The sequence below is a fragment of the Micromonospora sp. NPDC049497 genome (assembly GCF_044465805.1).
GTDB lineage: Bacteria > Actinomycetota > Actinomycetes > Mycobacteriales > Micromonosporaceae > Micromonospora.
Map to the genome: position 1 here is coordinate 53,736 of NZ_JBITMC010000006.1, position 14,693 is coordinate 68,428.

Genomic DNA, 14,693 nt, shown 5'->3' on the forward strand with positions numbered 1-14,693 from the left:
CACGCCGCACCCCCGGGTAACGGAGCAGGAGGACACCATGGGCGCCGAAGGCTTCGAACTGGGGCTCAACACGTTCGGCGAGGTGGCCACCGACGGTGACCGTGTCCTGAGCGACGCCGAGACCCTCCGGCTGATCGTCGAGGAGGCGCAGCTCGCCGAATCGGTCGGCCTCGATGTCTTCAGCGTGGGGGAGCACTACCGGGAGGGCTTCACCGACTCGGCGACGCCCGTGCTGCTCGCGGCGATCGCGACGGCCACCGGGCGCATCCGGCTCGGCACCTCGGTCACGGTGCTCAGCACGAACGACCCCGTCCGGCTCTACCACGAGTTCTCGACACTCGACGCGGTGTCGAACGGCCGCGCGCAGCTCATCCTCGGGCGCGCCTCGGCGACCGAGTCGTTCCCGCTGTTCGGCTACGACCTGGCCGACTACGAGCAGTTGTTCGAGGAGAAGCTCGACCTGTTCGTGCGGCTCCAGCGGGAGGACCCGGTGACCTGGTCGGGCACCGTCCGCAGCCCGCTGGTCGGGCAGCGCCTGCACCCGCGCATGCGGCCGGGTGGCATCCCGGCCTGGATCGGTGTGGGCGGCAGCCCGAAGTCGGTGATCCGCGCCGCCCGCTACGGGCTTCCGCTCATGCTGGCGATCATCGGCGGGCGCCCGCAACGGTTCGCCGGCCACGTCGACCTCTACCACCGTGCGCTCGACCAGTACGGGCACTCCGCGCAGCCGGTCGGGCAGCACTCGCTCGGCCTCGTCGCCGACACCGACGAGGAGGCCGCGGAGACCTGGTGGCGCTACTGGCAACCGGTCGTGCGGCAGGTCGCCCGGGAGCGCGGTTTCTACAAGCCGACCCGGGAACGGTACGAGGCCGAGATCGACACCGGAGCACTCTTCGTGGGCTCGCCCGAGACGGTCGCGCAGAAGATCGCCACGATGGCCCGCGACCTGCGGCTCAGCCGCTTCGACCTGAAGTACGACGTCATGCACCTACCCCGCCAGGCCCGCGCCCGCAGCATCGAACTGCTCGGCCGCGAGGTCGCCCCGCGCGTGCGGGAACTACTCGCCGAGGAGCCCCTCCATGTCTGACCTCCTGTTCGGCCTCGACACCTTCGGCGACGTGCCGGAGGACGACGCGGGAACCCCGGTCTCGTACGCCGCCGCGATCCGGCAGGTCGTCGACGAGGCGGTGCTGGCCGACGCCCTCGGCGTCGACGCCATCGCCGTCGGCGAGCACCACCGACCGGAGTACGCGGTGTCGACCCCGGAGACCGTGCTCGCCGGGATCGCCACGCGCACCGCGCGCATCCGCCTCGGTTCCGGGGTGACCGTGCTGAGCTCGGACGACCCCGTACGCGTGTTCCAGCGCTTCGCCACCGTGGACGCGCTGTCCGACGGCCGTGCCGAGGTCATCCTCGGACGCGGCTCGTTCACCGAGTCGTTCCCGCTGTTCGGCTACGACCTGGTTGACTACGACGCGCTGTTCGAGGAGAAGCTCGACCTCTTCGTGAAGCTGCTCGACGAGCGGCCAGTCACCTGGAGCGGCACCCTGCGCGCCCCACTGCGGGACGCCGACGTCTTCCCCAAGACCGAGTCGGGACGCCTCCCCACCTGGGTGGGCGTCGGCGGGTCGCCGCAGTCGGTCGTACGCACCGCACGTCACGGCCTGCCGCTCATGCTCGCCATCATCGGTGGCCCGCCCACGCGCTTCGCGCCCTACCTCGACCTGTACCGGCGGGCCGCGGCCCAGTTCGGCACGACCGCGCACCCGGTCGGCATGCACTCGCCGGGCTTCGTCGCCGACACCGACGAGGAGGCCAGGGAGGTGTTCTGGCCGCACTACCGGGTCATCCGGGACCGGATCGGCGCCCTGCGCGGCTGGCCGCCGATCCGCCGCGCCGAGTTCGACGCCGAGATCGCGCAGGGATCCCTCTACATCGGCTCGCCGGAGACCGTCGCCCGCAGGATCGCCCGCACGATCGACGACCTGGGCGTCGGCCGGTTCGACCTCATCTACACCGCGGGCGCGCAGCCGGTCTCCGCCCGCCTGCGGGCCGTCGAGCTGTACGGCACGAAGGTGATCCCCATGGTCCGCGACATCCTCGCCGGCTGACCTACCGACGGCTCAGCACCGAACGGAAGGGAACGACATGAACGACACCGCCCCCGACGGTCCCCGGACCCTCGGCATCCTCGGTGCGGGCAAGCTGGGCACCGTGCTGGCCCGGCTCGCCCTGGCCGCCGGTCACCGGGTGTTCATCGCCGGCTCCGGCGATCCCGCGCGGATCGCGCTGACCGTCGAGGTGCTCACTCCCGGCGCGGTCGCCACGACCGCGCACGACGCCGCGGCCCGCGCCGACATCGTCGTTCTCGCCCTCCCGCTCGGCAGGTACCGCACCATTCCCGCGGACGCCCTGCGCGGAAAGCTCGTCGTCGACGCCATGAACTACTGGTGGGAGGTCGACGGCATCCGCGACGACCTCACCGATGCACGGACGTCCTCCAGCGAGATCGTCCAGGCGTTCCTTCCGGGCACCCGTGTCGTCAAGGCGTTCAACCACGTGGGCTACCACGACATCGAGGACAAGGCCCGACCCGCGGGCGCCGCCGGACGTACGGCCGTCGCGATCGCCGGCGACGATTCCGCCGATCTCGCCGCCGTCGCCGCCCTCGTGGACGCGCTCGGCTTCGACCCGGTCATCGCCGGTCCCCTCGCCGACGGCATACGCTTCGAACCCGGCACCGAGCTCTTCGGCGCCGACGTCGACGCGGACGAGGTCCGCGCCAGACTCGACCGCTTCCCGGAGTCGGAGCGTGGGCGGATCGTCGCCCGCGCACGTGCCGGGACACGGGGCCTGATCGACCACGGAGGCGGACAGTGAGCGACGGGGACATGATCGTCGTTCGGAACAATCCGGACATGACGAGGTACGAGGTTCTGGTCGACGGCACCCTCGCCGGCTTCGCCGACTACCGCCTCGTCGACGACCGCGTGGTCCTCACCCACACCGAGGTGGACGTCGCCCACGAGGGGCGCGGACTGGGCTCGCGACTGGTCGGGGAGGCGCTTGAGGACATACGACGGCAGGGCCGATCCGTCGTCCCGCTGTGCTCGTTCGTCGCCTCCTACATCGGCCGCCACGCCGAGTATGCCGACCTGGTCCGGCACCCGTGACCGAGCCGGCGGCGCGGCGACCTGCGGGTTTCGATGGGTCGGCCTGGCGTCGACGGCGGGATGCGTCGTGAGACCCGGATGGCGGCCCGCGCCTGCGGCGCCACCGGGACCGCCCCCGTACTGCGACGGATCGTGCGGCGTGGAGCTCTAGTCGGCATCCGACCGGTCGGCGCGGCGACGATCGCCCGGCAGGGTCGTCCGCGCGGTGACTACTCTTCCGGGCCATGGGTGAGGCGCGCAGGGCCACGGCGGCGGACGCAGCGGAGCTGGTGCGTCTGAGGGGCGTGTTCCTGGGCGAGATCGCCGTGCGCGGCTCGGCCGCCGACGGGTGGCAGCGAGCGGCGTTCGAGACCCTCCGGACCCGGCTCGCTGCTCCGGACCCCACCATGGTCGCCTTCGTCGTCAACCGCACTGACCGGCCCGGCGCGTTGGCTGCCTCTGCGGTCGGTGCCGTCGACTGCCGGCTCGGCGGGCCGGACGACCCGACGAGCGAGCGCGGATACGTCTTCAACGTCGTGACCGAGCCGGACCAGCGGCGGCGGGGGTACGCCCGGCTCTGTATGGCGGCACTGCTCACCTGGTACGGCGACCGCGGAATCCGGACCGTGGACCTGCGCACCTCCGCGGGCGGGGAGCCGCTCTACCGCTCGCTCGGCTTCGTCCGCACGACGTCTCCCGCGATGCGGCTTCGGCTGCCGACGCCAGGCGCCGCAGAAGTGTCCGGCTGACAGGTGTACCCGCGAGGGTGTCCCTCCCCGTGGATGTGCACCCTGCTCAACTGCCGTTGACGCTGTCCTTCCGCGATCTCATGAGCATGGAGAAGGTCTCGCCGCTCCCACGCGCACCGCGACCGTGGTACGGGCTCGCCGCCGGTTGCCCGGACACCGGGCGTGATCGGCCTCACGTGGCCCTCTGCCGGTCGCTAAACAAGCGGCGGGGTGTCGGTGCCGGCGGATAGTCTTCCTGCGGTTTCACCCCTCAGCACGTCGCGCCCCTGTCCTGGCACGCGTCGCGCCGGCCACCACCGCTCATCCGTTCGGCCAATCTGACTCAGGAGATTTCGTGACACAGCAACCTGTCGCGACACCGCAGCCTGTTCCGACATCGGACAAGCTCGACGCCGCGGTCTTCAAGGTGGCGGGCGTCGTCGTGCTCGGCGCGATCATGTCGATCCTCGACGTGACGGTGGTGAGCGTCGCGCTGCCGACGTTCCAGAGCGAGTTCGACGCCTCCTACGCCCGCGTCGCGTGGACGATGACCGGCTACACGCTCGCGCTGGCCACGGTCATCCCGCTCAGCGGGTGGGCGGCGGACCGGTTCGGCACCAAACGGCTGTACATGATCGCCCTGGCGCTGTTCACGATCGGGTCGGGCCTCTGCGCCACCGCCGACACGATCGGAGAGCTGATCGGGTACCGGGTGCTGCAGGGCCTCGGCGGCGGCATGCTGATGCCGATCGGCATGACGATCATGACGCGGGCCGCGGGTCCGCACCGGATCGGCCGGTTGATGGCCGTCCTCGGTATCCCGATGCTGCTCGGCCCGATCGGCGGCCCGATCCTCGGCGGCTGGCTGATCGACGTGGCGAGCTGGCACTGGATCTTCCTGATCAACCTGCCGATCGGTGCGATCGGGCTCGTCTACGCCCAGATGGCCCTGCCGAAGGACAACCCCGAACCCTCGGAGTCGTTCGACTTCCTCGGCATGCTGATGCTCTCGCCGGGGTTGGCCCTCTTCCTGTACGGCGTTTCCACACTGCCCGAGGCCGGCACCTTCGCCGACCCCGAGGTGTGGCTGCCCATGCTGGTCGGCGCGGCGCTGGTGGTGGCGTTCGTCCTCTACTCCTTCAAGCCACGGCACCCGCTGCTCGACCTGCGGCTGTTCCATAACCGCAGCCTGACCATCGCGTCGGTGACCCTGTTCGTGTTCATCATCGCGTTCATGGGCGCCGGCCTGCTGTTCCCCAGCTACTTCCTGCAGGTGCGCGGCGAGTCGACGCTCACCGCCGGCCTGCTGATGGCGCCGCAGGGCCTCGGCGCGATGGTCACCATGCCGATCGCCGGCATGCTGGCCGACAAGGTGCCGGTCGGCCGTACGGTGCCGTTCGCGCTGGTGCTGATCGCGGCCGGGTTCTTCACCTTCACCCAGGTCGACCCGAACACGTCGTACGTGCTGCTGTGCGGCTCGCTGTTCGTGATGGGTCTCGGCATGGGTGGCACGATGATGCCGATCATGACCTCCGCGCTGCGGACCCTCTCCGGCCCGGAGGTGGCCCGCGGCTCGACCCTGGTGAACATCCTTCAACAGATCGGCGGCTCCGTCGGCGCCGCGGTGATGTCGGTGATCCTCACCAACGAGCTGAACAACTCCCGGCCGATCCCCGGCGCGGTGGACCCGAACGGCGCCCCGGTCACCGAAGCCGGCCTGGCCATCGCCGTGCAGCAACGGCCGGAGCTGACCCAGCAGTTCCCGGTCGAGCCGTCGGTCATCGAGCGCGGGCTCGACTTCGCCGCCAACTCCTTCGCCACGACGTTCTGGGTGGGCTTCGCACTGGTGCTGCTGACGTTCATCCCGGCCGCGTTCCTGCCCCGTCGGCGGGAACGCTCGCACCTGCTGGACGACCAGCCGGGCGACGAGCAGATCAGGACCCCCGTCGTCATCCACTGACCCGACCTGTCGGGCAGCTTGTCTGATCGTACGTTCTTACGACGGCGGAACCCGGGAGCACACGATGCTCCCGGGTTCCGCCGTCTCGGGCGACGTGCAGTTCGTCGTTCTTTCGCCGTGGGCGAAGGGCGGTGCGCGTCGGATCATCCTGCCCGTCAGCGGGCTCTCTTCGTCGCCCGCTTGCGGGGCGGCGTCAACAGGTCGGCTATCGCCGCGATCGCGGACGGCACCAGGCGGTAGTACGCCCAGACGCCGCGCTTCTCGCGCTCGAGCAGACCCGCCTCGGTGAGGATCCGGAGGTGATGACTGACGGTCGGCTGGGAGAGATTCAGCGGCGCGGTGAGGTCGGTGACGGACGCCTCGCCCTCCGGAGCCGACTGGATCAGACTGAGCAGTCGCAGTCGAGCCGGATCGGCGAAGGCCTTCAGCACTTCCGCGAGCCGCTCGGCATCGGCACGCTTGATCGGCTCGCCGGAGAGCGGCGAGATGGCAGGCATAGCAGTTTTCGCGGTTCCCACGTCTTACATCGTTCCATCAACACCGTCGACAGGCCGGTGGAACGCGCAGCAGTACCCGATGGCGACCTGCCGCTGCCCATCCTCGCCGTGCCATGGAGGGCTCCCCACACCCGCCGGAGAGCGCCCCGAGGGCAGAACCCGCGACATGGCACCGCCGCACCATGGCCGGGCCGGCCGCTCAGCCGGTGCGGCGGGAGCGGTGCAGAGCCAGTCCACCCAGGACCGTGGCGATCAGCCCCACGACCACGGCCACGTAGGCCCCGCCCCGGCCGTTGCCGGTGCCGATGCCGCTGTCGGAGGTGGCCACCACCAGCCCGCCGAGGGCCATGCCGATCAGCCCCGCGGCGAGGGCCACGGTGGCCCCGGGTCGTCCGGTCCCGGTGCCGACACGACTGGTGCGGCGGGCCAGAGCCAGTCCGGCGATGATCACACCGGCCAGCCCCAGCACGGCGGCCACCGAGGCCCCGAGTCGCCCGGCGCTCATGGTGGAGACACTGGCGGCGGCCGGCTGGCCCGAGACGTACGCGGCCGCCGGTGCGGCGAGCCCGAACCCTCCGAGCAGGGTGGCCGCGGCGGCGGCAAGCACCAGACGGATCATCTTCAGCGTTCCTGAGCTCATGGCTCTCCTCTTTCCTGCGTCTCGTTCCCGAGGTCCGGATGTCGCCTGATCATGTCGCCCGGGCCCGCCGCCGGTCGTCCTGCAGGCGTACGCACTTCGCGCTGCCACCGGTGGCGCAGCCGACTGCTGCGGACGTCGCAGACGGCGGGGAGGTACCGCGTGTGCGGTAGGCGGCGGCTCGTCAGCCAGGAGGAGTCGCCCGCGGCCGGACCTGGCTAGGGTGCGCTTGTGTACACAGGACGGGTCGGCGTTCCGGCCGGCATCAGAGATGGGGCCATCGCCGTTGGCGTCGCAGCGACGCTGCTGGTCGCCGCGCTGTCCGGGAAACACGTCGCCACGGACCTCGACCTGCTCGGCTACACCCTGTTGGTGGCGGGTGGTCTGGCGCTGTCCGCGCGCCGCCGGGCCCCGGTGCCCGTCCTGGCCGTCACCGGGCTCTGCGCGGTGGGTTACCAGGCGGTCGGTTTCGACGTGCCCGCCGTCGCGTTCCTGTTCGCGGTGTACGTCGCCGTGCGCGCGGGCCACCGCGGCGTCACGGTCGTGGCGGCTGTGCTGATGCTGGCCGCTCTTCCGCTCGCGGCTCTCACCCTGCCGCAGGACATGTCCGTGAGCGAGGCGCTCGCACGGGGGCGGGGCGCCCTCGAGCTGGCCTGGCTGGTCGCCGCCGGTGCCGCGGGTGAAGCGCTGCGGCAGGCCGAGCGGCGGGCGGACGAAGCCGAGCGCACCCGGGAGGAGACCGCGCGCCGTCGCGCCGACGACGAGCGGCTGCACATCGCGCGGGAGTTGCACGACACCCTCACCCACCAGATCTCGATCATCAAGGTGCAGGCCGAAGTCGCCGTCCACCTGGCCCGCAAGCGTGGGGAGGAGGTCCCGGAGGCCCTGCTGGCGATCCGGGAGGCCGGTCGTGAGGCGACCCGGGAGCTGCGAGCGACCCTGGGGGCGCTGCGCGACGACGGCAAGGCCCCGCCGCACGGGCTCGACCACCTCCCGGAACTGGTGGAACGGGCCCGCGCGACCGGCCTGGACGCGACGTTGACGGTCGAAGGACAGCGACACGACGTGCCGGCCGCGGTGGACCGGACCGCGTACCGGATCGTGCAGGAGTCGCTGACCAACATCGCCCGTCACGCCTCGGCCGCCACCGCGTCGGTCCGGATCGACTACCGTCCGGACGCCCTCGCCATCCGGGTCGAGGACGACGGCACGGCCATGCCGGACACCGCCCCGGTGCCCGGCGTCGGACTGCTCGGGATGCGCGAGCGCGTCACGGCCCTCGGCGGTCGGCTGCGCGCCGAACCACGGCACGAGGGCGGCTTCACCGTCCACGCCGAACTTCCCGTGGGCCGGACATCATGATCCGTGTCCTGCTGGTCGACGACCAGCCGCTCCTTCGCAGCGGCTTCCGCGCGCTCCTCGACGTCGAGGACGACATCGAGGTGGTGGCCGAGGCCGCCGACGGCAGGGAGGGCCTGGCTCTCGTCCGGGAACACCTGCCCGACATCGCGCTCGTCGACATCCAGATGCCGGTCATGGACGGCATCGAGACGACCCGGCGCATCGCCGCGGACCCGGCCCTGGCCCGGGTGCACGTCGTCATCCTGACCAACTACGGGCTCGACGAACACGTCTTCGACGCGCTGCGCGCCGGCGCGGCCGGTTTCCTCGTCAAGGACATCGAGCCGGAAGACTTCCTCCACGCCATCCGCGTCGCCGCGCGCGGCGACGCGCTGCTCGCACCGTCGATCACCCGCAAGCTGATCGACCGGTACGTCTCCGAGCCGCTCCACCCGGCCGCCGGCCCGGGCCTGGAAGGGCTGACCAACCGCGAACGTGAGGCCGTCGTCCTGGTCGCGCAGGGCCTGTCCAACGACCAGATCGCCGACCGTATGGTGATCAGCCCACTGACCGCGAAGACCCACGTCAACCGGGCCATGGTCAAGCTCCGTGCCCGCGACCGCGCCCAACTCGTGGTCCTCGCCTACGAATGCGGCCTGGTATCCCCCCGCAACCGCTGACATCGGCAGCCCCGGGAAGGACACGTGGCGGCGCAGCCGTACCCTTCGCTGCGTGACATACGGGGAGCCTGTGGCCGACGACCACCCGCCGACCACGCCCGCCGGGACCGGGCCGGCGCCGCATCCGCTGCCCGACCGGCGACCTCGCCGGCGCTGGCCGTTGTGGACGGCGTTCGTCGTGGTCCTGCTGCTGCTCGCTGGCGGCGCGTCGACGGTGCTGCCGGCCGGTGCGGTCCGCGGGACCGACGCGACGCTCGCGCGGATCGCCGCACCGGCGGAGAACCCGACCACCCGCGCCGCTCGGAAACTCGCCGAGCGGATCACCGTGCAGCTGGATCGGCAGTCCGGCGCGCTGCTCAGCGGAGACCAGGCCGCGTTCCTGGCGATCGCGGAACCGGCCGTGCACGCCAACCTCCGCCGCCGGTTCGCCACGCTGCGGGCGCTGCGGGTGAGCGACTGGCAGGGTCGGCCGAAGGGCCTGCCCACCGAGGCCGGACGACCGGGTGAGTGGCGGCTGTCGGTGGAGTTCCGGTACTGCTTCGCGGTGCCGGACTGCCGCCGGCCCAGTTCTGTGCTCGTCGAGACGCGGTGGCGCGACGGCGGAGCGGAGCCGCGCCTGCTCGAACTGGCGCAGTCCGAGCCCGTGCCGCAGCTGGCCGGCCGGGGGACCGTACAGGCTGGTGCCCTGCCCTGGGAGATCAGCAATATGGTCGTGGCGGTGGGCAGGCGCACGCTCGTGGCGACGACCCCTGCGTTCCGCCGGCACTTGCCGGACCTGCTGGCGCGGGCCGAGGCGGCGGCGCGGACCGCCGATCAGTACGTCGTGACCGGCGACCGACCGGACCGGTACCGGGTCTACTACGCCGGCCCCAAGGAGTGGAAACGCTGGTACGGCGGCGAGCAACCGGAGTGGGTCGCCGGGTACGCCATCGGCCTCGGCGGCGACCACGAGGTCGTGGTCAGGCACGACAGGTACACCGCCGCCGGGCTGGGTGAGCTGCTGCGGCACGAGCTGACCCACGTCGCCTCGCTGCCCGACCACGACGGTCTGGACGACTCGACGTGGTGGCTGACGGAAGGGCTGGCCGAGTACGCCGCCACGGTCGGTCGGTACAACGGGCTGACCGAGACGCGGCGGCTGGTCAAGCGCGGCTGGGACGGGAAGCTCGACACCCTCGCACCCACCGAGGACACCCCGGACGCGCGGGTGGTCGGTAGCTACGGGATCGCGTACCTCGCCGTCCGGTACCTCGTCGAACGGTTCGGCGAGGAGCGGGTCTTCGCCTTCGTCAAGGCGGTGATCCACGACCGTCGGATCCCGCGGCAGACGTCCGACGAGATCTTCGACGTGCCCTGGTCCACCCTCCACGCCGACTGCGTCAAGCACGTCCGGGGTGCCGCGGACTGAGCCACCATGTGCACCCCGTGCCGGCCCCGGTACGAGGTCGTGGCCGACGGGAAGGGAACTCGTGTTGGTGTCGACCCGGGGAAGACGTCGATGCTGGTTGCTGGCGGGGCTGCTGCTCAGCCTCAGTCAGGCTGGCGCGGCCTGCACGCATCCGCCCCGCCCGGACTATCGGGTGGGCTACGTACGGGTCGACGGACAGATGGCTGTCTACGCGCCGGTCTGCACCGGAGACACGGTGGCGGCGGTGCAGGTGGAGCAGATGCCCGACGTCGGCGAGAGCGGCGACGTGACGCTCATCTGGGACGCCGAGCAGCCGACCGAGGCGAGCGTGCGGGAGGGCCTGATCGTTCTCGGCACGGGTTTCGCCACCGTACGGCAGGCGCCACCGGCGCAGTTTGCCGGCGTGTTGTCGGTGGCGGTCGACACGACGGCCGGGCGGCGTTACTCCGCGGCGCTGCCGGTGCCGGACCGGACGGACCGGTTCCCGGCCGGCACGCCGCTGACCGACATGTCATTCGTCACCGAGGACGGGACGGCCGACTACACCACGATGCGGGCCCACTTCTCCGCCGAGTTCGACAACTGCGGGTGATTGGTGGGCAAGCCCTCGGAGGTCTGCCTCGCCCAGCGATCACCCGTCGAGCCCCGCAGGGTCGGCCGGCCCGGCCTCGGGAACGAGCCGAAACGGTCAGCGCAGTCCGGCGAACAGGTCGTTCTCGGGTACCGGCGCGCCGGTGGTGTCGCGGACCCGGACGAAGGTCTCCATGCCCATCAGCTCGGTGAACCGCTCCCTGCCCAGTTGCAGGAAGAAGATGTTCTCGGTCTGGCTGGCGTGCGTGGCCAACGCGTCGAACTTCTGGGCGCCGTAGTTGCTCGTGTCCACCCAGGTGGTGATCTCGTCGTCGGGCAGACCGAGCTGCGGCACCTGATCCGCCGACGCCGCGTCCGGCTCGGCCCACTCGACGCCGATCTCCTTCATGACCCGGCCGAACTCCTCGAACGCCGAGCGCGGCACGGTGGTCCAGTACACCTTCGCCGGGATGTCCGTCATCGCGACGGCGGCCATGGTGATGCGGTGGGCCTGGATGTGGTCCGGATGGCCGTAGAAGCCGTTCTCGTCATACGTGACGACCACGTCCGGGCGGTACCGCCGGATCAGCTCCGCCAGCCGGTCCGCCGCCTCCGCCACCGGGGTCGTCCAGAACGCGCCGGGCAGGTCGTTGGTCGGCCAGCCCATCATTCCGGAATCGGCGTAGCCGAGCGTCTCCAGGTGGGTGACCTTCAACGCCGCGCAGCTGGCCTCCAGTTCCTCCTGGCGCATCGCCACCACGGCGGCCGGCTCGTGCCCCGGGTCGCCGGGCTTGACCCCGCCAGGACCGTCGCCACATCGCCCGTCGGTGCAGGTCACCAGCACTGTCGAGATCCCTTCCGCCGCGTAGCGGGCAAGGACACCACCGGTGCTCGTCGCCTCGTCGTCGGGGTGGGCGTGCACCGCCATCAACGTCAGAGTTCGCTCAGCCATGCCGTCACCCTACGAGGGTCGTCGCTTCCGCGCGGGCCCGCGGACGCCGCCGCCGTACCCCGGCGACGATCCCCACCCACCGTCAGCCCTCCCGGTACGCGGGCAGCCCCAGCGCGGTCCGCACCCGGCCGGCCTCCGTGGCGCCACTGTGCGCCGCTGCGGCGCGGATCTCCCGCATCAGCGCGTCGGCGTCCGCCGCCTCGCCGGCCCGCCGCCAGTGCCGTAGCGCGACGTCGTTCTCCTTGAGGAGTGCGGCCATCGGCGCCCGTACCTCCGCCGGCCAGACCGCCTCGCGCAGCTCGACCGCGTGCGCCGCGTTCGTCCGGGCCACCTCGGCGGCCAGCGTCCGGACCGTCCGCCACGGCTTCCCGGCGTTGGCCGCGTCCTCCAGTTCTTCCAACGCGATGTTGTACGGCGCCACGATCGCCAGGTAGCGGCTCTTCGCCTCGGCGGGTGTCAGCGCGGCCGGGGTGGTCGGCGCGGCGCTCTGCCAGACCGGCGTCGACGCTCGGGGCCCGACCTGTTCGCCGGCGCCGCAACCGGCGAGCAGCACGGTCAGGGTCAGGACGGACATCCAGCGACGCACGGGGCTTCCCTTCTGGTCCCTCCGGTGCCGGCGCTCACTCATCCGAGGGCTCATCCCGCCGACCGGTGCGCGTCGACCGCCCGGCCCATGCGGGTGACGGCCTCGGTGAGGATCGTCGGCGAGGTGCCGAAGTTGAGGCGTACGAAGCCTGCCCCGCCGGTGCCGAAGACGTGCCCGGAACTGAGGGCGACCCGCGCGCGGTCGAGGAACATCTTCGCGGGCCCGGCGACGTCACTGGCCACGCCGGGTCCGCCGTCCGGCTGTTCGGTGTCGATGCCCAGCCTCGTGCAGTCCAGCCAGGCCAGGTAGGTGCCCTCGGGGCGGTGGTACGTGACCGACGGGAGGTGCGTGGCCAGCAGCGTCCGCAGGAGCGTGCGGTTGGCGTCGAGGCCGTCGAGGAGGAGGTCGAGCCACGGTCCGCCGGCGCGGAACGCGGCGGTGTGCGCGACGACGCCCAGGTGGCTCGGCCCGTGGCCGACCTCTTCCGGCATGCGGTCGAGGTCCGCGGCGGCCCGCGGCCCGGCGACGGCGAGCGCCGCCTTGAGGCCGGCGAGGTTCCACGCCTTCGAGGCGGAGACCAGGGCGAAAGCGTTCTCCGCGCCGGCCACGGCGAGGTACGGCGTGAAGTGCGCCCCGGGGAGCACCAGGGGGGCGTGGATCTCGTCGGAGATCACCCGCAGGCCGTGCCGGTCGGCCAGTGTGGCGACGGCCTCGAGTTCGTCGCGGCGGTGGACCGTGCCGGTCGGGTTGTGCGGGTTGCAGATCAGGAACGCCGGCCGGCGGCCGCAGGCCCGGGCCCGGCGGAAGGCCTCGTCGAGAGCGGCCGGGTCCATCCGCAGGTCCGGCCCGAGCGGTGCCTCGATCACCTGCCGGCCGGCGTGAGCCACGAAGGCGTAGAAGGGCGGGTACACGGGGGAGCAGACGACCACGGCGTCTCCGGGATCGGTCACGAGCCGGAGGACCTCGACGATGCCCATCATCACGTCCGGTACGACCGTCGTGTGGTCGGCGCGGAAGCCGTTCCAGCCCCAGCGCCGGGCGGCGAAGTCGCCGACCGCCTCCGCGTACGCCGTGCCGTGCGCGTACCCGGTGTCACCGAGGTCGATCGCGCGGTGCAGCGCGTCGCCAACCGGGGGAGCGAGGGGTACGTCCAGCTCCGCGACCCAGAGGGGGAGCACGTCGGGCGGGTGCATGCGCCACTTCACGCTGGTGCGCTGACGGAGTTCGTCCAGCGTCAGCCGGGTGAGGGGGTTCTGGTCCGCGGATCCGTCGGCGAAGGGGGCCGGGCTTGCCATGCCGCCCACCCTAGGCCGCCGCGCTGGTCACGACTGCTGGCGGGGCGTCACGAACCGGGGCGCCGGGTGCGGGGACTCGCCGGTGACCTGCGTGATGATCTCCACAGCGACGTCGCGCAGTTTGCGGTTACGGCGCTGCGACGCCTGCCGGAGCAGGGTGAAAGCCTCCGTGGCGGTGCACCGTTGTTGGCCCATCAGCACCCCGAGGGCCTGGTCGATGACGCTGCGGGAGGCCATCGCGTCGGTGAGCTGCTGGTGCAACAGCGCCTGGTCGGCCTGGCGGAGGATGATGGCCAGCGCCGCCGTCCCCTGGTCGGCGAACGCCACGGCGTTCCGGCGTGCCTTCTCGGTGAAGGCTCCGGGCTCGGTGGCGTAGAGGTTCAACGCCCCGACGGTCTCCCGGTCGACCGTCATCGGCAGCGACAGCGAGCTGACGATGCCGAGCCGCAGCGCGTGTTCCCGGTAGCGGCGCCAGCGGCGGTCCGCGCGCAGGTCGTCGACCTCAACGACCCGTCCACGGCGCAGGGCTTCGAGACAGGGCCCCTCGTCGGCGCCGTACTGGATCTCGTCGCCCTTCGCGGCGAGGTCGCCACTGCTGGCGACGGTGAAGGCGCCGCCGTCCCGGCGCATGGTCAGCCCGCAGGCCACCGCGGGAGTGACGACCTCCGCGGCGACCCGGACGACCTGGTCGAGGAACAGGTCGACGTGCAGCGAATCCGCGAGCAGGGTCAACAGCCGGCCGTACGCCGAGGCAAGGTGCGATTCAGCAGCGTCGGACACCACCGCCACCTCCTGAAAACCATGTGTCCGTTGTTCCACCGAAGGTGAGGACTGTCCTGGCCCGCTCCCCGGGGGAGCCGCCGGGCAGCGCGATTCGTCGCCGGCGG

The 14,693-nt window shown here is 71.9% G+C and carries 16 protein-coding genes; 10 read left to right on the top strand and 6 right to left on the bottom strand.

The annotated features are described in order from the left end of the window. Positions 1 to 37: 37 nt before the first annotated feature. The 6 genes from ACIBR0_RS11155 to ACIBR0_RS11180 all read left to right on the top strand — a co-directional run bounded on the left by ACIBR0_RS11155 (position 38) and on the right by ACIBR0_RS11180 (position 5,840). Positions 38 to 1,087 (top strand): LLM class flavin-dependent oxidoreductase, encoded by a 1,050-nt coding sequence (locus tag ACIBR0_RS11155; protein WP_396714447.1) that lies wholly within the window; start codon positions 38 to 40, stop codon positions 1,085 to 1,087. Then, on the top strand, positions 1,080 to 2,111 hold the full coding sequence (locus ACIBR0_RS11160) for an LLM class flavin-dependent oxidoreductase (RefSeq protein WP_396714449.1): 1,032 nt from the start codon (positions 1,080 to 1,082) through the stop codon (positions 2,109 to 2,111). Before ACIBR0_RS11155 ends, ACIBR0_RS11160 begins: the two co-directional genes overlap by 8 nt. Positions 2,112 to 2,148: 37 nt before the next feature. Next, entirely contained in the window at positions 2,149 to 2,880 is a 732-nt protein-coding gene (locus tag ACIBR0_RS11165; protein WP_396714451.1) for an NADPH-dependent F420 reductase, read from the top strand. Positions 2,881 to 2,918: 38 nt separating this feature from the next. After that, positions 2,919 to 3,173: a GNAT family N-acetyltransferase gene (locus tag ACIBR0_RS11170; protein WP_396714453.1), complete on the top strand. Its 255-nt coding sequence runs from the start codon at positions 2,919 to 2,921 to the stop codon at positions 3,171 to 3,173. Positions 3,174 to 3,397: 224 nt separating this feature from the next. Further along, positions 3,398 to 3,901 carry a GNAT family N-acetyltransferase gene (locus ACIBR0_RS11175; RefSeq protein WP_396714455.1) on the top strand — a complete coding sequence of 168 codons (504 nt, stop codon included), beginning with the start codon at positions 3,398 to 3,400 and terminating at the stop codon, positions 3,899 to 3,901. Positions 3,902 to 4,235: 334 nt separating this feature from the next. Further along, on the top strand, positions 4,236 to 5,840 hold the full coding sequence (locus ACIBR0_RS11180; RefSeq protein ID WP_396714457.1) for a DHA2 family efflux MFS transporter permease subunit: 1,605 nt from the start codon (positions 4,236 to 4,238) through the stop codon (positions 5,838 to 5,840). A 155-nt stretch (positions 5,841 to 5,995) separates the two neighbouring features. Here the strand turns inward: ACIBR0_RS11180 and ACIBR0_RS11185 are convergent, their stop codons facing one another. After that, positions 5,996 to 6,337 carry a metalloregulator ArsR/SmtB family transcription factor gene (locus ACIBR0_RS11185; protein WP_357029018.1) on the bottom strand — a complete coding sequence of 114 codons (342 nt, stop codon included), beginning with the start codon at positions 6,335 to 6,337 and terminating at the stop codon, positions 5,996 to 5,998. Between the two features lie 199 nt (positions 6,338 to 6,536). After that, positions 6,537 to 6,977 (bottom strand): DUF6223 family protein, encoded by a 441-nt coding sequence (locus tag ACIBR0_RS11190; RefSeq protein WP_396714459.1) that lies wholly within the window; start codon positions 6,975 to 6,977, stop codon positions 6,537 to 6,539. Between the two features lie 228 nt (positions 6,978 to 7,205). Between ACIBR0_RS11190 and ACIBR0_RS11195 the strand changes: the two genes are divergently transcribed. From ACIBR0_RS11195 to ACIBR0_RS11210, 4 genes are all read left to right on the top strand, one after another. Further along, positions 7,206 to 8,336 (top strand): sensor histidine kinase, encoded by a 1,131-nt coding sequence (locus ACIBR0_RS11195; RefSeq protein WP_396714461.1) that lies wholly within the window; start codon positions 7,206 to 7,208, stop codon positions 8,334 to 8,336. Continuing rightward, entirely contained in the window at positions 8,333 to 8,995 is a 663-nt protein-coding gene (locus ACIBR0_RS11200) for a response regulator transcription factor (RefSeq protein ID WP_357028976.1), read from the top strand. Before ACIBR0_RS11195 ends, ACIBR0_RS11200 begins: the two co-directional genes overlap by 4 nt. 52 nt (positions 8,996 to 9,047) lie before the next feature. After that, complete coding sequence (locus tag ACIBR0_RS11205; RefSeq protein WP_396714464.1) at positions 9,048 to 10,403, top strand: hypothetical protein; 1,356 nt, start codon at positions 9,048 to 9,050, stop codon at positions 10,401 to 10,403. Positions 10,404 to 10,602: 199 nt separating this feature from the next. After that, a complete protein-coding gene (locus tag ACIBR0_RS11210) occupies positions 10,603 to 10,995 on the top strand; it encodes a hypothetical protein (protein WP_396714466.1) in 393 nt (130 codons plus the stop codon). A gap of 96 nt (positions 10,996 to 11,091) precedes the next feature. On the opposite strand, the gene ACIBR0_RS11215 is transcribed toward ACIBR0_RS11210, so the two are convergent. The 4 genes from ACIBR0_RS11215 to ACIBR0_RS11230 all read right to left on the bottom strand — a co-directional run bounded on the left by ACIBR0_RS11215 (position 11,092) and on the right by ACIBR0_RS11230 (position 14,586). Continuing rightward, entirely contained in the window at positions 11,092 to 11,925 is an 834-nt protein-coding gene (locus tag ACIBR0_RS11215; protein ID WP_396714468.1) for a PIG-L family deacetylase, read from the bottom strand. A gap of 82 nt (positions 11,926 to 12,007) precedes the next feature. After that, positions 12,008 to 12,499 (bottom strand): hypothetical protein, encoded by a 492-nt coding sequence (locus tag ACIBR0_RS11220; RefSeq protein WP_396714470.1) that lies wholly within the window; start codon positions 12,497 to 12,499, stop codon positions 12,008 to 12,010. A gap of 62 nt (positions 12,500 to 12,561) precedes the next feature. Next, positions 12,562 to 13,806 carry a MalY/PatB family protein gene (locus ACIBR0_RS11225; protein WP_396714472.1) on the bottom strand — a complete coding sequence of 415 codons (1,245 nt, stop codon included), beginning with the start codon at positions 13,804 to 13,806 and terminating at the stop codon, positions 12,562 to 12,564. Positions 13,807 to 13,833: 27 nt separating this feature from the next. Further along, complete coding sequence (locus ACIBR0_RS11230; protein WP_396714474.1) at positions 13,834 to 14,586, bottom strand: GAF and ANTAR domain-containing protein; 753 nt, start codon at positions 14,584 to 14,586, stop codon at positions 13,834 to 13,836. Positions 14,587 to 14,693 lie beyond the last annotated feature (107 nt).